Genomic DNA, 15,789 nt, shown 5'->3' on the forward strand with positions numbered 1-15,789 from the left:
AATATTTATAATTTATGTATGTTCAATGATTCTAGTTTTTATTTATTTTTTTTCTTAATTTCATTATCATTTTCATTATAATTCAAATGAATCCTTAATGCCTCTAGTGAAATCTGAATTTCTAACAATGAAAATATTAACGAAATTATGAGCGACACTAGACTTATCCCAAAACTTATATATCCAATAAAATTTATTTGAAAAAACAGGAATAACATTGAAACAGCACACATTAACAAGCTAAAAACCCCAAAATATTGCATTCTTTTAATGTACTTCAATCTTTTCCTCAGGTTTTTAACCTGATAAAATTCATGTTCAATTTCACCACTCGAGTCCATTTGTCTTACAATTGCTGTAAGTGCCAAAAATCTGTTAGTATATGCAAGTAAAAGTAAAGATACCGTAGGAAAAAGAACGGCAGGCGTAGTTATTTCCAAAGTCATATTTTTCATCATCCTTTCAACTTTTTATAATATGTATTTATTTAACAACTTAAATATTATGCTTTATTTTTATTATAATTGAAATTACTAAAAAATGCAAAAAAATGCAAGGACTAAAATTTTGCCCTTGCTTAAAAGATTTTATTTTTATTAAGATTAGAATGAATCTGGTGATGACAATACTTTTAAATCTTTATCTATTTCAAATACCAAAGGTTTTCCTGTTGTTAAATTCAGTTTTAAAATATCGTCATCTGAAATATTTAACAAATATTTTATTAAAGCACGCAAACTGTTTCCGTGAGCTGCTACAATAACATTTTTTCCTTCCTGCAAACTTTTTGAAATATGTGAGTGCCAGTAAGGCAGAACTCTTTCAATAGTATCTTTAAGGCTTTCTCCAAGTGGCGCTTCAGAATCAGATAAATCTGCATATCTTCTATCTGATTTTGGATAATATTCGCTTGATTTGTCTATTGCAGGCGGGGCGACATCAAAGCTTCTTCTCCAGATAAGGACTTGCTCGTCTCCATATTTTTTAGCAGTTTCAGCTTTGTTTAATCCTTGTAATGCTCCGTAATGACGTTCATTCAATCTCCAAGATTTGTAAACTGGAATGTATAATTCATCCAATTCTTCCAAAACGTAATTAAGAGTTTTAATAGCTCTTTTCAAATAAGACGTGTAAGCAATGTCAAAAACTAATCCCATTTCCTTTAATGCTTTACCGCCAGCCTTTGCCTCTTCCACTCCTTTTGGACTCAAGTCAACATCCTTCCATCCAGTGAATTTGTTTTCCAAGTTCCATTGGCTTTCACCGTGTCGAATTAATACTAGTTTCATTGTTTTCCTCCTTTTGATAAAGTCGTTTTATATTTGAACTAATAAAAAAGCGACTTTATTTTATTATTTTGTTTCAGTTTCTACAACTGCTTCTGCAGTAGCTGTGTTTGTAGATAATTCTTTTTCAGCAATTAAATCTTCAAGATGTTCCTTTGTTGTCATCAATTCTTCAAGGTTCATATTATCATAAGTTGCTTCTGAAGATGTTTTTATATTTATTCCTTGTTTTCTTAAAAAACTGTCAACTTTATTTTGATTCTTTTTATATAGGTAATAACCTACTGCCACAGTTCCTACTCCAATTGCTGCTCCTACTAAATGTTCCTTTTTAATGTTTCCAAATTTTATCATTTTTATACCTCCAAATTTTTATTTATTATTATTTTTATCATTTATTAATTTTTATTGCAAAGCGATGTATTTGTCATCCGACTCATTACCTGCCCTGTTATTGAAAAATATATGGTCTATCAAATCGCTCAGGTTTTCAATGGAATTATCGTTTTTTACATCTACAACGTAATGAAATTTCCCATTATCAGCTTTTAAACGGTAAATTCTTACTTCCTTATTGGAAAAATTATTTAATACAAGATGCCGTCCAAAAGTTGTAAACCACATAAGCGCTATCGCTGTAACCGATCTGTTTGCCAGATACGATTTGAGCAAATATAATGCAGGTAATATTTCAATGTCAAAAAAACCTTTACGCTGTGTTTCCCTGTAAGCATGCTCGATAATTGCTGCGGTTGTCAGCCCTGCTGTAAAGTTATTTATGCCTATTTGAAATTTTTCAACTTTACTTTTGCCAAGCCCATACAAGAAAGAAAGTAATATTGCGGCTCCAGAATAAACAGACAGTAAATCTATTGATTTTTCTTCAAAATCTTCAACAAGTTTTACTGAAGTCATGCCATGTTCAACTGATAAGGCAGTCGCAGTTCGGTAAATTACTTCATCTATTGAAATTTCTTCAGGCTCAAATGTAACGAGCAAAGTATTTATAGTCTGATTATACCGTAAAGTTGTATTTTTAGTTTCAACTTTTACTGTTTCAAAAAATTTTTTTGTATTGGCAATATCGTGTGAAATTTTGAATCTGACACGATTCGGTAATTTATGCAGTATTATTAAGGTTAGTTTTTTCATATCTTAATTCAAACTCCTTCAAAAACACAAAAATTTTTATTTATTAACATCGTATTTTAATAGTCGCAATGAATTTCCAACTACTAAAATTGTGATAGAGTTATGCAAAATTGAACTGTATATTGCAGGCAGAAGTCCTGTTGCACCTAATACAAGGGCAAAACTATTTATTCCAATTGCCATTGCAAAATTCTGCTTTATTATTTTTACAGTGTTTTTTGCTAAACCAATTACACCTGGTATTAGTAATGGGTCGTCTGAAGTTATTGTAACATCAGCAGCTTCCATCGCAATGTCGGTACGTGAACTTCCTAGAGCTATTCCTACATTTGCATAGGAAAGGGCAGGAGCGTCGTTTATTCCGTCACCTATCATAATAACTTTTGAACCAATTGAACGGAATTTTAAAATATCTTTAGCCTTGTCCTCAGGCATCAGTTCAGACTCGTATCTATCCATTGACATTCTTGAAGCGATAGTTTCAGCCTGCTGTCTCAAATCTCCCGTTAACAGTACAATATCATCTATTCCTTGATTTCTTAGCCGATTCATTGCCTTTTTTATATTTTCCCTAGGCGGATCTGAAACACCGATAACACCTATTAAATCATTATTTTTAGCCACGTAAATTACAATTTCTCCACGATTTTGCATTCCCTTCACTATATCACTTGCCACTTCTAGTGAAATATCATTCTCTTCCATGTATTTCAGGCTTCCTACACGAATAATATCCTTATTTACAAAAGTTTCTATCCCTCTTGCAACTTTAATAACGGATTCCTTATGTTTTGGAATTTTTAATCCTCTATTTTTAATTTCATTCAAAATTGCACTTGCTAAAGGATGTGATGAAGTTTCTTCAGCCGCGGCAGCCAGTGCAAGCATTCTGTTATCCTTCATATTTTTTCCAAAAGTCTTTAGCGTTTGAATTTTAGGCTTTCCTTCGGTAATTGTACCTGTTTTGTCAAATATTACTGTGTCAGATTTTGAAAGTTCTTCCAGATAGTTGCTTCCTTTAATCAAAATTCCATTTTTAGCCGCTGTATTAATTGAAGCTGAAAATGCTGTTGCTGTTGACAGCCTTATTCCGCATGAATAGTCAATTACAAGCATACTAAGGGCTTTTTGCAAGTTTTTCGTTGAAACATAGACAATTCCGGCGAGCAGAAAGTTAAGCGGGATTAACTGTGCAGAAAATGTATCGGCATAAGATTGAATATCAGCCTTGTTAAAAGCGGCATCTTCCACTAATTTTATAATTCTGGAAGCTGTTCTGTCATCTCCAACCTTCTCAGCTTTTACAGTAATATTTCCACTTTTTAAAAGCGTTCCTGCAAAAACTTCTTCTCCAGCCTTTTTCGTAACAGGCATATATTCCCCAGTAATTGCCGACTGATCAATTATCGCCTCACCTTTTTCAATCGTTCCATCCACACTTATTTTTTCCCCAGTTTGAACAAGTATAAAATCTCCCTTGCTAATTTCTTCAATTGGAACTTTTTTGGCCGTATTTCCATCATCAGACTGCTTCCAGACATAGTTTTCTCCAACACTTAACATGTCTTTAATTACGCCACGTGTCTTTTTCATTGTATAAACAGTCAGAAGCTCTGCAAATTTTTCTAAAATCATAATTGTCAAAGCTGTTCGTTCACTTCCTAAAATAATGCTGCTGACAATAGCTGTAGAACTTAGAGTATCTGCGTTGGGACGCTTATTTTGAATAAGAGAATAAATTCCATTTTTTAAAACAGGCAGGGCTAAAGAAACTGTTGATAAAGTTTTGTAGTTAAATAGCCGCCTGATTCCTGTTAATTTTATCTTTGGATTTGGCAGTAGCAGTAAAAGTACAGCAGCACCAATATTTTTAATAATTTCCTGTGGAGATTCTTCCTGCAGACGTCTTTCAATCACATATTTATTTGATATTTGTTTTTTTTCGTTTTTGTATATATCTACTAGATATGTATTTAATGTATTTTGAAGTAAAGATATTAAGTTTTCACCAGTTAATGAGAAATTGTCAAAATAAACAAGAATAGTTCCTGTAATACTTGAAATTTCAACACTTTGGATATAATGAACCTGCATTAGCTGCTTTGTTATCTCTTCCTTATGAATTCCAAGATATTTTAAAGCTCTTGATTTTATTCTGATTCTTCCACGAATTTCGTGTAAAATCTTGCAGTCCAGCAAATAATCTTTATTTAACATAAAAATCCCTTTCTTTTTTCATTTTGGCAATAATTAAAGTTCTTTAATTATGTTATAAAAAGTATCCAAATTATCTTCTATTTCCTTTAAGGATTTATTTTCATATAATTCAGAATGATTAATCATAGTTTTCCATACTTTGTTCAGCCAGTCCAGTATTTGTTTTTCTGAAATTAATTTTACATCATAGTAAATCAGAATTTTATTTGTCACATACGAATACTCAATACTTTTTATGCCTTTTTTTGATAAAATAAGTTCTGTAACTCGATAATCATATTTTTTTAATTCTTCTGGAATTTTTGATAAATTTGGGACAGAAAGCCTTAATCTGCCAGGAATACTGTGTACAACCTTTATCTGATTAAACATCAGATATGTAGCCTTAAATAAATTTTCCAACATTATTTTCTTTTCCCTTCTGATAAAAAAATAAAAGCCCACCATAACAGAGTGGCACCTGTAGGCAATTTTGGAAATTGTCTTAATTTTTTAATGCCATAAAAAGCAAAAATTCCTGCAACTAATGTCTTTAAGTCCAGATAACCTCTACTTTTATTGTAAATAGCCATATCAACAGATTCAAATGCCTGTTTTAACATTTTTTTTACTTTTCCAGGCTTATTTTTTAAGGCTTCTTCTTCCAGATGGAGCAATTTTAGAACGATTAAATACAAAAACGAACTCTCAATAATTTTTTCATCAAAATAAATTAAGATGCTTCCAATAATGGAATTAACGCTTACTGAGTGTATTCCCGATAATTGACGCATATTATTTAAAAATTCCTGTTCTAACTCCTCATTCTCTTTTAATGCATCTGTTTGAAGTCTCAACCGTCCATTCTGGTAATGTTTTACTTGAATAACGCCATAAAAATTTTGTAACATAACTGACTCCTTAAATATTTTTATAAATCATTATATACCTTTTTATTTTAAATTTCAAGGATTTAATTAAATAAAATAAAACGGACTTTAAAATAATTTTATCAAAAAAATAAGGGCATTTCTAACGCCCTTATCCTAAAAAATTATTAAATTTAAAATTCATATTCCCCATTCCACGTAATGAACAATTTAACAAGCTCTTCTGCTACTTTTTTGTTTCTTATATTAATGTCTTCAAAAGTCCAGTCAGTCTTATCTGCTGGGATTAGTTCACGTACATATTTAATTTTAGATTTTTCATAACTTGCTTTTTTCTTGTCAAAAAAGTTTTCTGAAGCTTTAATCGACAATTTCTTTTCAAAAGGAATCTTGTTTCCAATATAATTTATATATTCTTTAACCTGTTTATTTTCAATACTTTCTGAGAAACGGTTACTCCATTTTTGTGGCAATATATATTCAATTTCCCATTTTTCAGGCAGTAATTCATCCTGATTGTTATACACAACCATTTTTAAAATCATACGTACAAGATTTTTGTTTGGTGTTTTTACTTTTTCCTGAAGTACAGAAATTGGAATATTTTTGAATGCAATTTTTGGAGAAATATTATCAACAATATCAACATTAAGTTTAAGAATATCAGCTTTTACAGCGGCAACACTCGGTGTTACAAGATAATTTGCTGTCAATTCCAAAAATAGCTTTCTTAAAAATTTTAAGAAATAAGTTTCAAAATTTTCTTTTTCGCCATGTGACAAATAATAGACAACAACAGGATATTTCCAAGATTCATTTGGATAAGCTGATAAAGTATCCAAAATCTTTATAATCTGTATATTTTCTGTCCAAGGCTTGTCATCAATTGATTCACGCCTGTTCATAACTACCCATAAATCCAAAATTTGATCCAGATGTTTCAATAAGTTTGATTTATAAAGCCGTGTAAATCCGCCTTTTGAATAAAAACGTCTAAGTCCAAGTGTAGTCGTTGCGACATCCTTTTCAGAAGCTCTTAAATAAAACATATAATAATAAAACAATTGTTTTACATTTTCTTTAGCATAAATTGCCCGTTCGCTTAAATTTTTCCATTGTTTAATAAACAATTTTTTATATTCTTTTTTGATTCGGTTATACATTTTTGCCTTAAAAATATCTGCTTCAGAAAGAGGCAATCCTCTATCATTCAAAGTAGAAAATACGCTTAAAGCGTCATCTTGCGAATCTGTTTTTATTGGGAAAACAACCGCTCTGTTCAGCGTGTAATAAATAAATTCCAGCATTAATGTTGGACTGAGTTCACAAAGCTTTTCAAATAGTTTCTGAAATAAAATGTAGTTTTTGGAATAATTATCAGTTGCTTTAGGATCAGCAATCCCGCTTTCCAAAATATTTTGTAAAATTTTATTTCCTTCATTGTCAATAACTCTGGAAGTAATCAAAACACTAGTATAATCAACTTCTCCAGTGAGTTTTGCCTGTTTCCATAACGCTGGCTCAATTTGTCTTATAAAATTTTCCTGTTCTACAGTTTTGTTTTCATAAGAAGTTAATTTTGTGTAAATTGCCCGTAAAAGTAAAAATAAGGAAGTTATTCTTTGCTGTCCGTCGATAATTTCCTGTTCGCCATCTTCATTTTCATAGGAAACAATACTTCCCAAAAAGTATGTGCCTTCTGTTTCGTTAGTTCTTTTAGTTTCATTTTCTGTAAATTCCAGTAAATCATAAAATAACGTTTTAGTTTCATTTTCAGTCCAGGAATACGGTCTTTGGTATTCAGGTATTAAAAACGTCTGATCTTTTCCGCTTTCCAGCAACTGCTTTATGCTTTGCTTGTTAACTTGTATTGTTGCAACCATAACGCCTCCTACAGTTCTTTTTATAAATTATACACTATTTCAAGGGTATTTTTCAACAGAAAAAATTTTTTAGGTGCATAAATTTTGATTTTTGATTAAAAACAAGTTAGATAACTCTTTTAGTTATGTCTTTTCAACAATTTAGAATCTCAAAACAAAAATAATTAACAATATTCACACTTTATAATAGATTTTTTTTAAAATGTATAGTAAAATAATTTTAAGAAAAAGTGATTGAATAGAATAATGCAGAGAAGGTTTTATTTGATACTGGGAGGATGGGATACGAGATGGATGAAAAGAAAGTGCCGAAAAATGAATGGAAGATGACGGATGATGATATAGTGGATACCAAAGTACCTGCAATTGTGAATAAGAGCTATGATGAGCTGTTTAAAGACCTGACTGACAGAATTAAAGAGAACAGGCTGGATGTGGACACGAATAAAATTGAACATGCTTTTATACTTGCGTATGAGTCACATATAGGACAAAAGAGAAAAAGCGGGGAGGATTATATTTTGCATCCTGTGGAAGTTGCTGAAATACTGGCTGATATGAAAATGGATACAGATACTATTGTGGCTGGGCTTTTGCACGATGTAGTTGAGGATACTCTTATAGTTCTGGAGGATATTGAGGATAATTTTGGAAAAGATGTGAAAAAGTTGGTGGATGGGGTTACAAAACTTAGGAATTTGCCGAGAACTGACAGCAAAAAATTGGAAAATAAAAGAAAAATGGTAATCGCAATGTCAGAGGACATTCGGGTTGTAATTATAAAACTGGCGGACAGGCTTCACAATATGCGAACGTTAAAGTACATGAAACCTGAAAAGCAGCAGGAAAAATCAAAGGAAACAATTGAAATTTATGCGCCAATTGCTCACAGAATAGGGATGGCTAGGATAAAATGGGAATTGGAGGACATAAGTTTTAGGTTTTTATATCCAAATGATTATTATGAGATTAAAGAGCTTGTAAATACAAAAAGACGCGAGAGGGAAGAATATACAGCAAAATTTATTGAAAAAATAAAAATAGAACTCAAAAAAAATAATATAAAGGGTGAAGTTACAGGGCGTCCAAAGCATTTGTACAGTATTTATAGGAAAATGAATGAGAAGCAAAAAAGATTTATGGATTTATATGACCTGATTGCAATACGAATTATTGTTGAGAAAAAGAATGAATGTTACAATGTACTGGGAATAATTCACGATTTATTTATACCTGTTTTTGATAGATTCAAAGATTATGTTTCACAACCAAAGCCAAATGGCTACCAGTCAATTCATACAACAGTGAAAGGGCCTAATAATCAGAATGTGGAAATTCAAATTAGAACTCAAGAAATGCACGAAATAGCAGAAGAAGGAGTTGCGGCGCACTGGAAATATAAAGAAAAAAAATCAAAATCTAAAAATGAAAAATTTTATGCAGATGTAAAAAAATTGAAAGATTCTGTTCAAAATAAAAAGGAGAATAAAAAACAAGTCGGATTTGCACAGGAAGTTACAGGCGATGTACTAAAACAAACAATATTTGTGTTTACACCAAAGGACGATATTGTGGAAATGCCACGAAATTCCACTGCACTTGATTTTGCATTTCAAGTACATACGCAAATTGGGTACAGAACGATTGGGGCAAAAGTGGATGGAAAGATTGTTCAGCTTAATCAAGTATTAAAAACTGGAGATAAAGTTGAAGTTATAACTTCTAAAAATATGAAAGGACCGGGAAAAGACTGGATTGAAATGGTAAACAACCATAGTTCCCGTGTGAAAATCCGAAAATGGTTCAAGGACAAGGAATTTGAAGAAAAATCAAAGGAAGGGGAACAGATTCTAGAAAAGGAATTTGACCGTCTTGGGCTTAAATTAAAGGATATGCTGGAAGATGAGCGTGTTTTTCTTTATATGAAAAAATACAACATTGGTGATAATAAAACTTTATTTTACAGATTTGGAACTGGAGATTTGTCACTTGACGGCTTTATGAATAAATTTGAGGTAAAAGAGGAAAAGGCATTAGAAAAGGTGCTTGAGGAGGAAACTGAAAAAGGGCATCGTCAAAAGGAACGAAATCAAGGTGGAGTAAAAATTTCTGGGACAGAAAATACAATGTACCGTTTTGCAAAATGCTGCAGTCCTCTTCCTGGAGATGAAATACGTGGTTATGTGACACGTGGACGTGGAATCGCAATTCATCGTGTTGACTGCGATAATTTTATTTCTCTTATGCAAAAAGAGCCAGAAAGAGAAGTTGATGTCTATTGGGACGAATCTGCAAGTTCATCAAACAGTACATACGAATTTAATTTCACGATAAAAGCCTCAGATAGAAATGGACTATTGCTGGATATTATCCGAATTTTAAATGAATACAAAATGAATCTAATAACTGTAAATACGAATAACTTTAAAGAAAATGGGAACAAGCGAATTTTTATACATCTAAGAATAACTATTAGAAGCCGAGATGATTTTGATAGATTGGCAAATAACTTAAAATCAATGCCGGAAATAATAGATGTAATAAAGAAATAAAAAGACAAATTCTATAAAAAGGGGGGATTGAAAATGGAACTGAAATTGATAATAGGAATAATTATATTGTTTTTTTTATTAAAGTTTTTTATAAACATTACTAAAAAAGTGCTGTTTTTCTTTTTTATAATTATTATTTTTATGATTGCTATAAATTATTTAAAATTGTAATTTTTAGTTATTACAATTTATATAGCTACGTTGGAACTGGTTAAAAATTCTAATTTAAAAACGTTACCTTTTCTATGTAAGGATATAAAAATAATAAAGCCTTAGAATAGGACAAAGAGCTGTTCGGCAACGAAAAAAATTAAAATTTTATAACAACACTTCATTTAAAAAATAGAAAAAACTATTATTAATCATAACTTATAAATAGAATTATAAAAATCCCTTATGTGGATACTGAATGATTAAATTTAATTAAGGACATTTTAATAATTACATAGGCTGTATAATAGTATAATCAGTATAATCTTTTAAAAAAGGCTTTAATTCCATGAATTTTCTAATTTCTGCTATTTAAATGGGAAATAGTATTAAATGTTATAAAAGCAGGTATTAGAGCAGCTGTTTACAAATAAAAAAGGACTAATTCAAGCCCTTTTTTTATTTTTACATAAATTGTATTTCAATTCTTCTGTTTGCCGCTCTTCCTTCTTCTGTGTCATTTGTTGCTACTGGATTGGCATCTCCATTTCCTTTTGTTTCAATTATTCTTTCAGGGGAAAGTCCAAGATCTATTAATTTTTCTTCAAGACTTTCAGCTCTTCTTAGGGACAGTTCCCTGTTGTACTCTCTTGTACCTTTGGAATCTGTGTAGCCTATAATTGAAATTTTCTGATTTTTAGCTTCTATATAATCCTTCAGCTTTTTTAATGCTGGAGTATATTCTTCCTTGATTGTTGCGCTATTAAAGTCGAATTTAAGCTGATTTGCATCTAGCACTACAACGTCTGAATCTGCACTTTCCTTTGTCGCTTCCAGTTCACCCAGCTCAGATCCTTCCACTTCAATTGCAGTTGACCTCATTGCATTGTCACGCAGGTTTGATGTTGTGATTTTCTTAGCTGTAGTTGGAGCAGAAACTAACAAGACAGATAACATTGCAGTTATTTTTGATTTTTTCTCCATATAAAACCTCTTTTCCTTTTTATTTTATATTTTTTATTATATTTAAATTATACTTTCCTTTATTAAGTATAGCATATTTTTTTTAATTTTCATAGCCTTTATTTAAATTTCTTTTTTAAAATCTGTTTAATTTTGTTTTCTATTTAATTAATTTTATCAGCTTAACGCAGAAGAATTGAACATGTATTGACAAAAACTTTGAATGTTTTGTATAATTTAGGAAAAAGGAGAGAAAAGTACGATGGCGATTGATATTATAAGGATTTTTGCATTCATTTTTATTGTATTTCTGCATACTTTGAACAGGCAGTTTGGAGTGGATATATGGATGGGAGGCTATGCCGTTATTTCGATAGGAGTTAATTTGTTTATTATGATTAGCGGATATTTGCTGCTTGATAAAACGGAAGAGGCGATGGTATTTTTTAAAAAAAGGATTTTAAATATTTTGCCACTTTTTTTAGTATTTAATATTGTCTATATTTATGTTGGAAAAATTCCGATTATGCCAGTTTTGAAAGGGAAAGTGATTACAGCATCGCATTTTTGGTATATTTATATGATATTGGGTCTGTATCTTCTTACGCCGTGGCTGCAGAAGGTGTTGAAATATGCAGAAAAAGAGACCTTTTTTGCAGTTTTCCTATGGTTTTTGTATAATATTCTGAATCCGTATTTCCGATATTTTAATCTTGCTGAAATTCCTTTTTCTAATTTTCCGTTGACAGGCTTTATAGGATATTATATTTTAGGATATTTTGTGAAGAAATACGATAAAAAAATGAAAAAAATTCCATTTTCTTTGATAATAGCTGTTTATCTTTTAGGCTTTTCGCTGAGTTTTTTATCTGCAAAATATGTTTTAGCAACAACAGGGAAACGTATATCTGACTTCTTTGACAAAAATTCGCTCGGAACTTTTATTATGACAATTTCCTTTTTTATATTTTGGTGCAAATTTAATTTTGCTAAAAGGAACAGGATTGTAAAAATGATAGCGGATTCTACGTATTTTGCATTTCTGGTTCATCTAATAATCCTTAATTCTGTTATAAGGATAAGTGATGAAATGATTTTTAAATCGGCAATGACAATTGGGCTAAGTATAATCTCGGGAATTTTGTATAATTTTTTGAAACAGGTTAGCAGATTAATTTTAAAAGCTAATAAATAACTTTTAACATAGATGCATAAAAAAATGAACGGCAATAAAAACAGGGGCAGTACAATTAAAGCCCCTTTTCTTTTAAAGTATTAAATTTTTCAAATTTTAAAAGAATAAACAAAATTTCTTATTTAGTTAAAGCTATCTTCTTCTTCCAGCAGCTATTCTTGCACGTCTTTGTCTACGGGAAGGCTCTCTTTTCACATATACAACTTTCTTTCTTCTTGGAACTCTTACAAAAATATATCTTCTTCTTATTACTCTACGGGAAGGTTCTTTTTTTACATATACAATTCTGTTGTTTTTTCTAGTTGCAGCAAATGAAGTAACCGAAATACCAAGTATTCCTAAAATTAAAATTAGCTTTTTCATAAAGTTTTTTACATTCATTTTATTCTCTCCTTCTTTATTTTGATAAAAATTTCTTTTTGATAATTCAAAAAGTATTAAAAAAATTATAACATAGTTTTATTTTAAAATATTGTAAAATTTATTTGAAATCTATGTTTTTGAAAAAATTTATTTTTTTTGCTATTTTTTTTGGAGAAATCAAGTTATAATTATATTGAGAAATACAAATTTTTTTCAAGGAGGAAAAGTTATGAAAAAATTAATGTTATTGGGACTGGCAGTCTCATTATTTTCTACAGCAGGTTTGGAGGCAAAAACAATTCAAAGGGCAAAAAAACAAAGTTCATCAACTTCATTTGAGCTGAATGTAGCTCACATTAACGATCACCATTCACATCTGGAAGAGGAAAAAATGCCTCTTAAACTCAACGGAAAAACTGTTACGGTACATATTGGAGGATTGCCAAGAGTCGCACAGGCAATCAAAAATTTTAGACAAGGCAATAAGAATACTCTTGTACTCCACGCAGGAGACGCGCTGACAGGGACGCTTTATTACACATTATTTGAAGGAAAAGCTGATGCTGAGCTTATGAATGCAATAAATTTTGATGTTTTTACATTGGGAAATCACGAATTTGACGATGGAAACAAACTTTTAAAATCATTTTTAGATGTCTTGAAAATACCAGTAGTTTCAGCAAATGTTGTGCCTGATAAAGGAAGCATTCTGGAAGGAAAATGGAAACCGTACATGATAAAAAATGTTGGCGGGCAAAATATTGGAATTATTGGACTGGATGTTGTGAAAAAAACTAAGGAATCTTCTAGTCCGGGAGATGACATTAAATTCCTTGATGAAGTTGAAACAGCGAGAAAATATGTAAATGAGCTGCAAGGCAAAGGAATAAATAAAATAATAATTGTATCCCATTCAGGATACGAAAAAAATGTGGAAATTGGGGAGAAGGTTGACGGAGTTGATTTGATCATAACTGGGGACACTCATTATTTATTAGGGAAAGAATTTGAACAATTTGGATTAGTTCCTGAAAAAGAGGATTACCCTAAAAAAGTAAATTCACCTAACGGAAATCCAGTTTATATTGCAGAAGCATGGAATTATTCGTATTTATTAGGGCAAATGAAAGCAAAATTTGACAAGAATGGCGTAATTACCGAATTAATCCCAACACCGAAAGTTCTAATTGGAGATGACTTTTTTGAAGTGAAAAATGCTGAAGGGAAGGCAGTTCAGTTAGATGCGAAAGAAAAAAATGCAATGTTAAACTCAATAAAGAACAATAAAAATATAGCTGCCATCAAAAATGACCCAACTTTAGCAAAGCTTCTCGAAAGATACCAAAAAGAAAAAACAGAACTTGGAAAACGTACAATTGGTAAAATTACAGAAGAAATTCCAGGAGGTTCAGACAACAGAGTACCAGGACCTCACAATAAAGACGGTTCTTTTGCAACAACACTTGTAGCTGAATCAGTTTTACATAAATTAAGAAATACAGGAACTGGAAACGTTGACTTTGTAATTGTAAACGCAGGTAACGTAAGAATCACATTAAATCCAGGTGTATTCACTTATGATTTGGCATATTCATTACTGCCATTTACTTCAAACACAGTATTTATAACAGACATTACAGGTGCAGAAGTGAAACAGACATTAGAAGACGCAATTGACTATGTTCTAAATGGAGGTTCAAGCGGTGCATTCCCTTATGGTGCAGGAATTAGATACGAAGCTACAAAAGAAGGAACACTTGGTACAAGAGTCAAAAAAATAGAAGTATTCGACTTTAAAGCAAACAAATGGGTGCCAATTGACGCTAAAAAAACATATATGTTAGCTGTAAACTCTTACATCGCCAAAGGAAAAGACGGCTACACAACATTAGGAAAAATCACATCCCAAAAACGTGGAAGAGATACTCATTTAAGCGATACTAAAATATTTATTGACTATTTGAAAGAGAAAAAAGAAATAGGAAAACCAAAATCTACAAACGTAATCTTCAAATACTAATTTTTTAAAAAATTTAAAAACAAATGACATTTTATTTATATATTATTTTATAAAATTTATTATAGACTATTTTAATTATAAATATTTTTTTATATTACTATTTTTTTCTTTTTTATTTTCGTAGGATTGCTCATTGTCGCAAAACCTTATCTTGCAGTAAAGGTTTATCCTAATAATTAAAATTGTGGCAAGATTGCTACGCAATAACCTATGGCTAGTCTACAACATTTTTCTGCACTGGCAAAAAACTCGCTATGCTCAAACAGTTTTGCCGGCACAGAAAAATGCTCCGACGAATTAGCTTATACTAGATTATGTTTAAAAAATGAAAATTATATTTTAATTATTTGAAAATATTAGGTTTTATAGAATAGATTATAATAAATTCGTTGTTTAAATGGGGTTTAGTATTAAAACATTTATTGTAAATTTCCGAGATTTTAATTTTTCAGTAAAAGACAACTTGTTTGAGCTTTTCTATTATTTTTAAATTTATAATAACTTTATGGAATTAAAATAATTTTTGTTAAAAGCGAGTTTTGTCTTTTGCTGTAAAATTGAAATTCGAGAAGCAGGGATGCAAGGGTATGGCGTTTGATACCCTTGCTTAAAATAACTTTGAATATAAATAAAATTATAGAAAACGAACTATTGGTTAAAATATTTTGGAAATGCTTGATAAATCAATGAATAAAGATATTTTGTAAGGTAAGGAGGTAGTTTTATGAATAAAAAAAATAATAACAGTGATGATATGACACTTAAAGAAGTGCAGTATTTGATAAAAAGAATAGAAAAAGGAACTCTGGATGAAACAAAGGATGATAAAATTAAGCAGAATAAAAAGGAAAATGGACAAAGACTTGTTTTAAAATTAATTGAGGAATTTGGAGAATTAGCTGAAAATATTAGAAAAAATGTGAGATATGATGGAGAAAATATAAAAGGTACTATTGAAGAGGAAGTGTTTGATGTTTTTTATTATATTATTGCGATTGCAAATGACTATGAGATTGATTTGGAAAAGATTTTTTATATTAAAGATGAATTGAATGAAGTAAAATATGGCAGGGAATTTTCAATTTTTGAAGCTAGAGAAAAATGGAAAAATATGAAGAAATAAATGTAAAATGCAGTTC

Annotated in this window: 14 protein-coding genes and 1 pseudogene; 4 read left to right on the forward strand and 11 right to left on the reverse strand. The window is 30.5% G+C overall.

What is annotated here, in order from left to right; all coding sequences use genetic code 11:
• Positions 1–38: 38 nt before the first annotated feature.
• The 8 genes from FVE77_RS01335 to FVE77_RS01370 form a co-directional block, all read right to left on the reverse strand.
• Positions 39–455 (reverse strand): DUF2721 domain-containing protein, encoded by a 417-nt coding sequence (locus tag FVE77_RS01335; protein ID WP_232052942.1) that lies wholly within the window; start codon positions 453–455, stop codon positions 39–41.
• Between the two features lie 147 nt (positions 456–602).
• Positions 603–1,289, reverse strand: coding sequence for a 2,3-diphosphoglycerate-dependent phosphoglycerate mutase (gpmA, locus tag FVE77_RS01340; RefSeq protein WP_026745209.1), 687 nt, complete (start codon positions 1,287–1,289; stop codon positions 603–605).
• A gap of 63 nt (positions 1,290–1,352) precedes the next feature.
• The gene (locus FVE77_RS01345) at positions 1,353–1,640 is read right to left on the reverse strand and encodes a hypothetical protein (protein ID WP_006805699.1); all 288 of its coding nucleotides are present in this window, start codon (positions 1,638–1,640) and stop codon (positions 1,353–1,355) included.
• A gap of 51 nt (positions 1,641–1,691) precedes the next feature.
• Entirely contained in the window at positions 1,692–2,438 is a 747-nt protein-coding gene (locus FVE77_RS01350) for a hypothetical protein (protein WP_026745210.1), read from the reverse strand.
• 36 nt (positions 2,439–2,474) lie between these two features.
• Positions 2,475–4,655: a heavy metal translocating P-type ATPase gene (locus FVE77_RS01355; RefSeq protein WP_026745211.1), complete on the reverse strand. Its 2,181-nt coding sequence runs from the start codon at positions 4,653–4,655 to the stop codon at positions 2,475–2,477.
• 33 nt (positions 4,656–4,688) lie between these two features.
• The gene (locus FVE77_RS01360) at positions 4,689–5,060 is read right to left on the reverse strand and encodes an HMA2 domain-containing protein (RefSeq protein WP_026745212.1); all 372 of its coding nucleotides are present in this window, start codon (positions 5,058–5,060) and stop codon (positions 4,689–4,691) included.
• Positions 5,060–5,545, reverse strand: a complete 486-nt coding sequence (locus FVE77_RS01365) for an HMA2 domain-containing protein (RefSeq protein WP_026745213.1) — start codon at positions 5,543–5,545, stop codon at positions 5,060–5,062. Before FVE77_RS01365 ends, FVE77_RS01360 begins: the two co-directional genes overlap by 1 nt.
• A gap of 152 nt (positions 5,546–5,697) precedes the next feature.
• Positions 5,698–7,407, reverse strand: coding sequence for a DUF262 domain-containing protein (locus tag FVE77_RS01370; RefSeq protein ID WP_026745214.1), 1,710 nt, complete (start codon positions 7,405–7,407; stop codon positions 5,698–5,700).
• A 278-nt stretch (positions 7,408–7,685) separates the two neighbouring features.
• Between FVE77_RS01370 and FVE77_RS01375 the strand changes: the two genes are divergently transcribed.
• On the forward strand, positions 7,686–9,959 hold the full coding sequence (locus FVE77_RS01375; protein ID WP_051254433.1) for a RelA/SpoT family protein: 2,274 nt from the start codon (positions 7,686–7,688) through the stop codon (positions 9,957–9,959).
• 615 nt (positions 9,960–10,574) lie between these two features.
• On the opposite strand, the gene FVE77_RS01380 is transcribed toward FVE77_RS01375, so the two are convergent.
• Positions 10,575–11,093: an OmpA family protein gene (locus tag FVE77_RS01380; RefSeq protein WP_026745216.1), complete on the reverse strand. Its 519-nt coding sequence runs from the start codon at positions 11,091–11,093 to the stop codon at positions 10,575–10,577.
• Between the two features lie 241 nt (positions 11,094–11,334).
• On the opposite strand from FVE77_RS01380, the gene FVE77_RS01385 reads away from it, so the two are divergent.
• Entirely contained in the window at positions 11,335–12,267 is a 933-nt protein-coding gene (locus FVE77_RS01385) for an acyltransferase (protein ID WP_026745217.1), read from the forward strand.
• Between the two features lie 132 nt (positions 12,268–12,399).
• Here FVE77_RS01385 and FVE77_RS01390 read toward each other — a convergent pair whose 3' ends face one another.
• Complete coding sequence (locus FVE77_RS01390; protein ID WP_232052943.1) at positions 12,400–12,630, reverse strand: hypothetical protein; 231 nt, start codon at positions 12,628–12,630, stop codon at positions 12,400–12,402.
• A 229-nt stretch (positions 12,631–12,859) separates the two neighbouring features.
• Between FVE77_RS01390 and nadN the strand changes: the two genes are divergently transcribed.
• Positions 12,860–14,650 carry an NAD nucleotidase gene (gene nadN, locus FVE77_RS01395; protein WP_026745219.1) on the forward strand — a complete coding sequence of 597 codons (1,791 nt, stop codon included), beginning with the start codon at positions 12,860–12,862 and terminating at the stop codon, positions 14,648–14,650.
• A gap of 75 nt (positions 14,651–14,725) precedes the next feature.
• Here the strand turns inward: nadN and FVE77_RS13075 are convergent.
• A pseudogene (locus tag FVE77_RS13075) lies at positions 14,726–14,928 on the reverse strand (hypothetical protein).
• Between the two features lie 446 nt (positions 14,929–15,374).
• Here FVE77_RS13075 and FVE77_RS01400 point away from each other — a divergent pair.
• Positions 15,375–15,773, forward strand: coding sequence for a MazG nucleotide pyrophosphohydrolase domain-containing protein (locus FVE77_RS01400; protein ID WP_026745220.1), 399 nt, complete (start codon positions 15,375–15,377; stop codon positions 15,771–15,773).
• Positions 15,774–15,789: the final 16 nt, after the last annotated feature.

Origin of the sequence: Leptotrichia hofstadii, assembly GCF_007990525.1 — a bacterium.
Classification (GTDB): domain Bacteria; phylum Fusobacteriota; class Fusobacteriia; order Fusobacteriales; family Leptotrichiaceae; genus Leptotrichia; species Leptotrichia hofstadii.

Excerpts from the sequence above, each read along its gene's own strand:
- FVE77_RS01355 (WP_026745211.1), bottom strand. The coding sequence starts at position 4,655 with ATGTTAAATAAAGATTATTTGCTGGACTGCAAGATTTTACACGAAATT.
- FVE77_RS01400 (WP_026745220.1), top strand. The coding sequence starts at position 15,375 with ATGAATAAAAAAAATAATAACAGTGATGATATGACACTTAAAGAAGTG.
- FVE77_RS01380 (WP_026745216.1), bottom strand. The coding sequence starts at position 11,093 with ATGGAGAAAAAATCAAAAATAACTGCAATGTTATCTGTCTTGTTAGTT.
- FVE77_RS01345 (WP_006805699.1), bottom strand. The coding sequence starts at position 1,640 with ATGATAAAATTTGGAAACATTAAAAAGGAACATTTAGTAGGAGCAGCA.
- FVE77_RS01390 (WP_232052943.1), bottom strand. The coding sequence starts at position 12,630 with ATGAAAAAGCTAATTTTAATTTTAGGAATACTTGGTATTTCGGTTACT.
- FVE77_RS01360 (WP_026745212.1), bottom strand. The coding sequence starts at position 5,060 with ATGTTGGAAAATTTATTTAAGGCTACATATCTGATGTTTAATCAGATA.
- FVE77_RS01365 (WP_026745213.1), bottom strand. The coding sequence starts at position 5,545 with ATGTTACAAAATTTTTATGGCGTTATTCAAGTAAAACATTACCAGAAT.
- FVE77_RS01370 (WP_026745214.1), bottom strand. The coding sequence starts at position 7,407 with ATGGTTGCAACAATACAAGTTAACAAGCAAAGCATAAAGCAGTTGCTG.
- FVE77_RS01375 (WP_051254433.1), top strand. The coding sequence starts at position 7,686 with ATGGGATACGAGATGGATGAAAAGAAAGTGCCGAAAAATGAATGGAAG.
- FVE77_RS01335 (WP_232052942.1), bottom strand. The coding sequence starts at position 455 with ATGAAAAATATGACTTTGGAAATAACTACGCCTGCCGTTCTTTTTCCT.
- nadN (WP_026745219.1), top strand. The coding sequence starts at position 12,860 with ATGAAAAAATTAATGTTATTGGGACTGGCAGTCTCATTATTTTCTACA.
- FVE77_RS01385 (WP_026745217.1), top strand. The coding sequence starts at position 11,335 with ATGGCGATTGATATTATAAGGATTTTTGCATTCATTTTTATTGTATTT.
- gpmA (WP_026745209.1), bottom strand. The coding sequence starts at position 1,289 with ATGAAACTAGTATTAATTCGACACGGTGAAAGCCAATGGAACTTGGAA.
- FVE77_RS01350 (WP_026745210.1), bottom strand. The coding sequence starts at position 2,438 with ATGAAAAAACTAACCTTAATAATACTGCATAAATTACCGAATCGTGTC.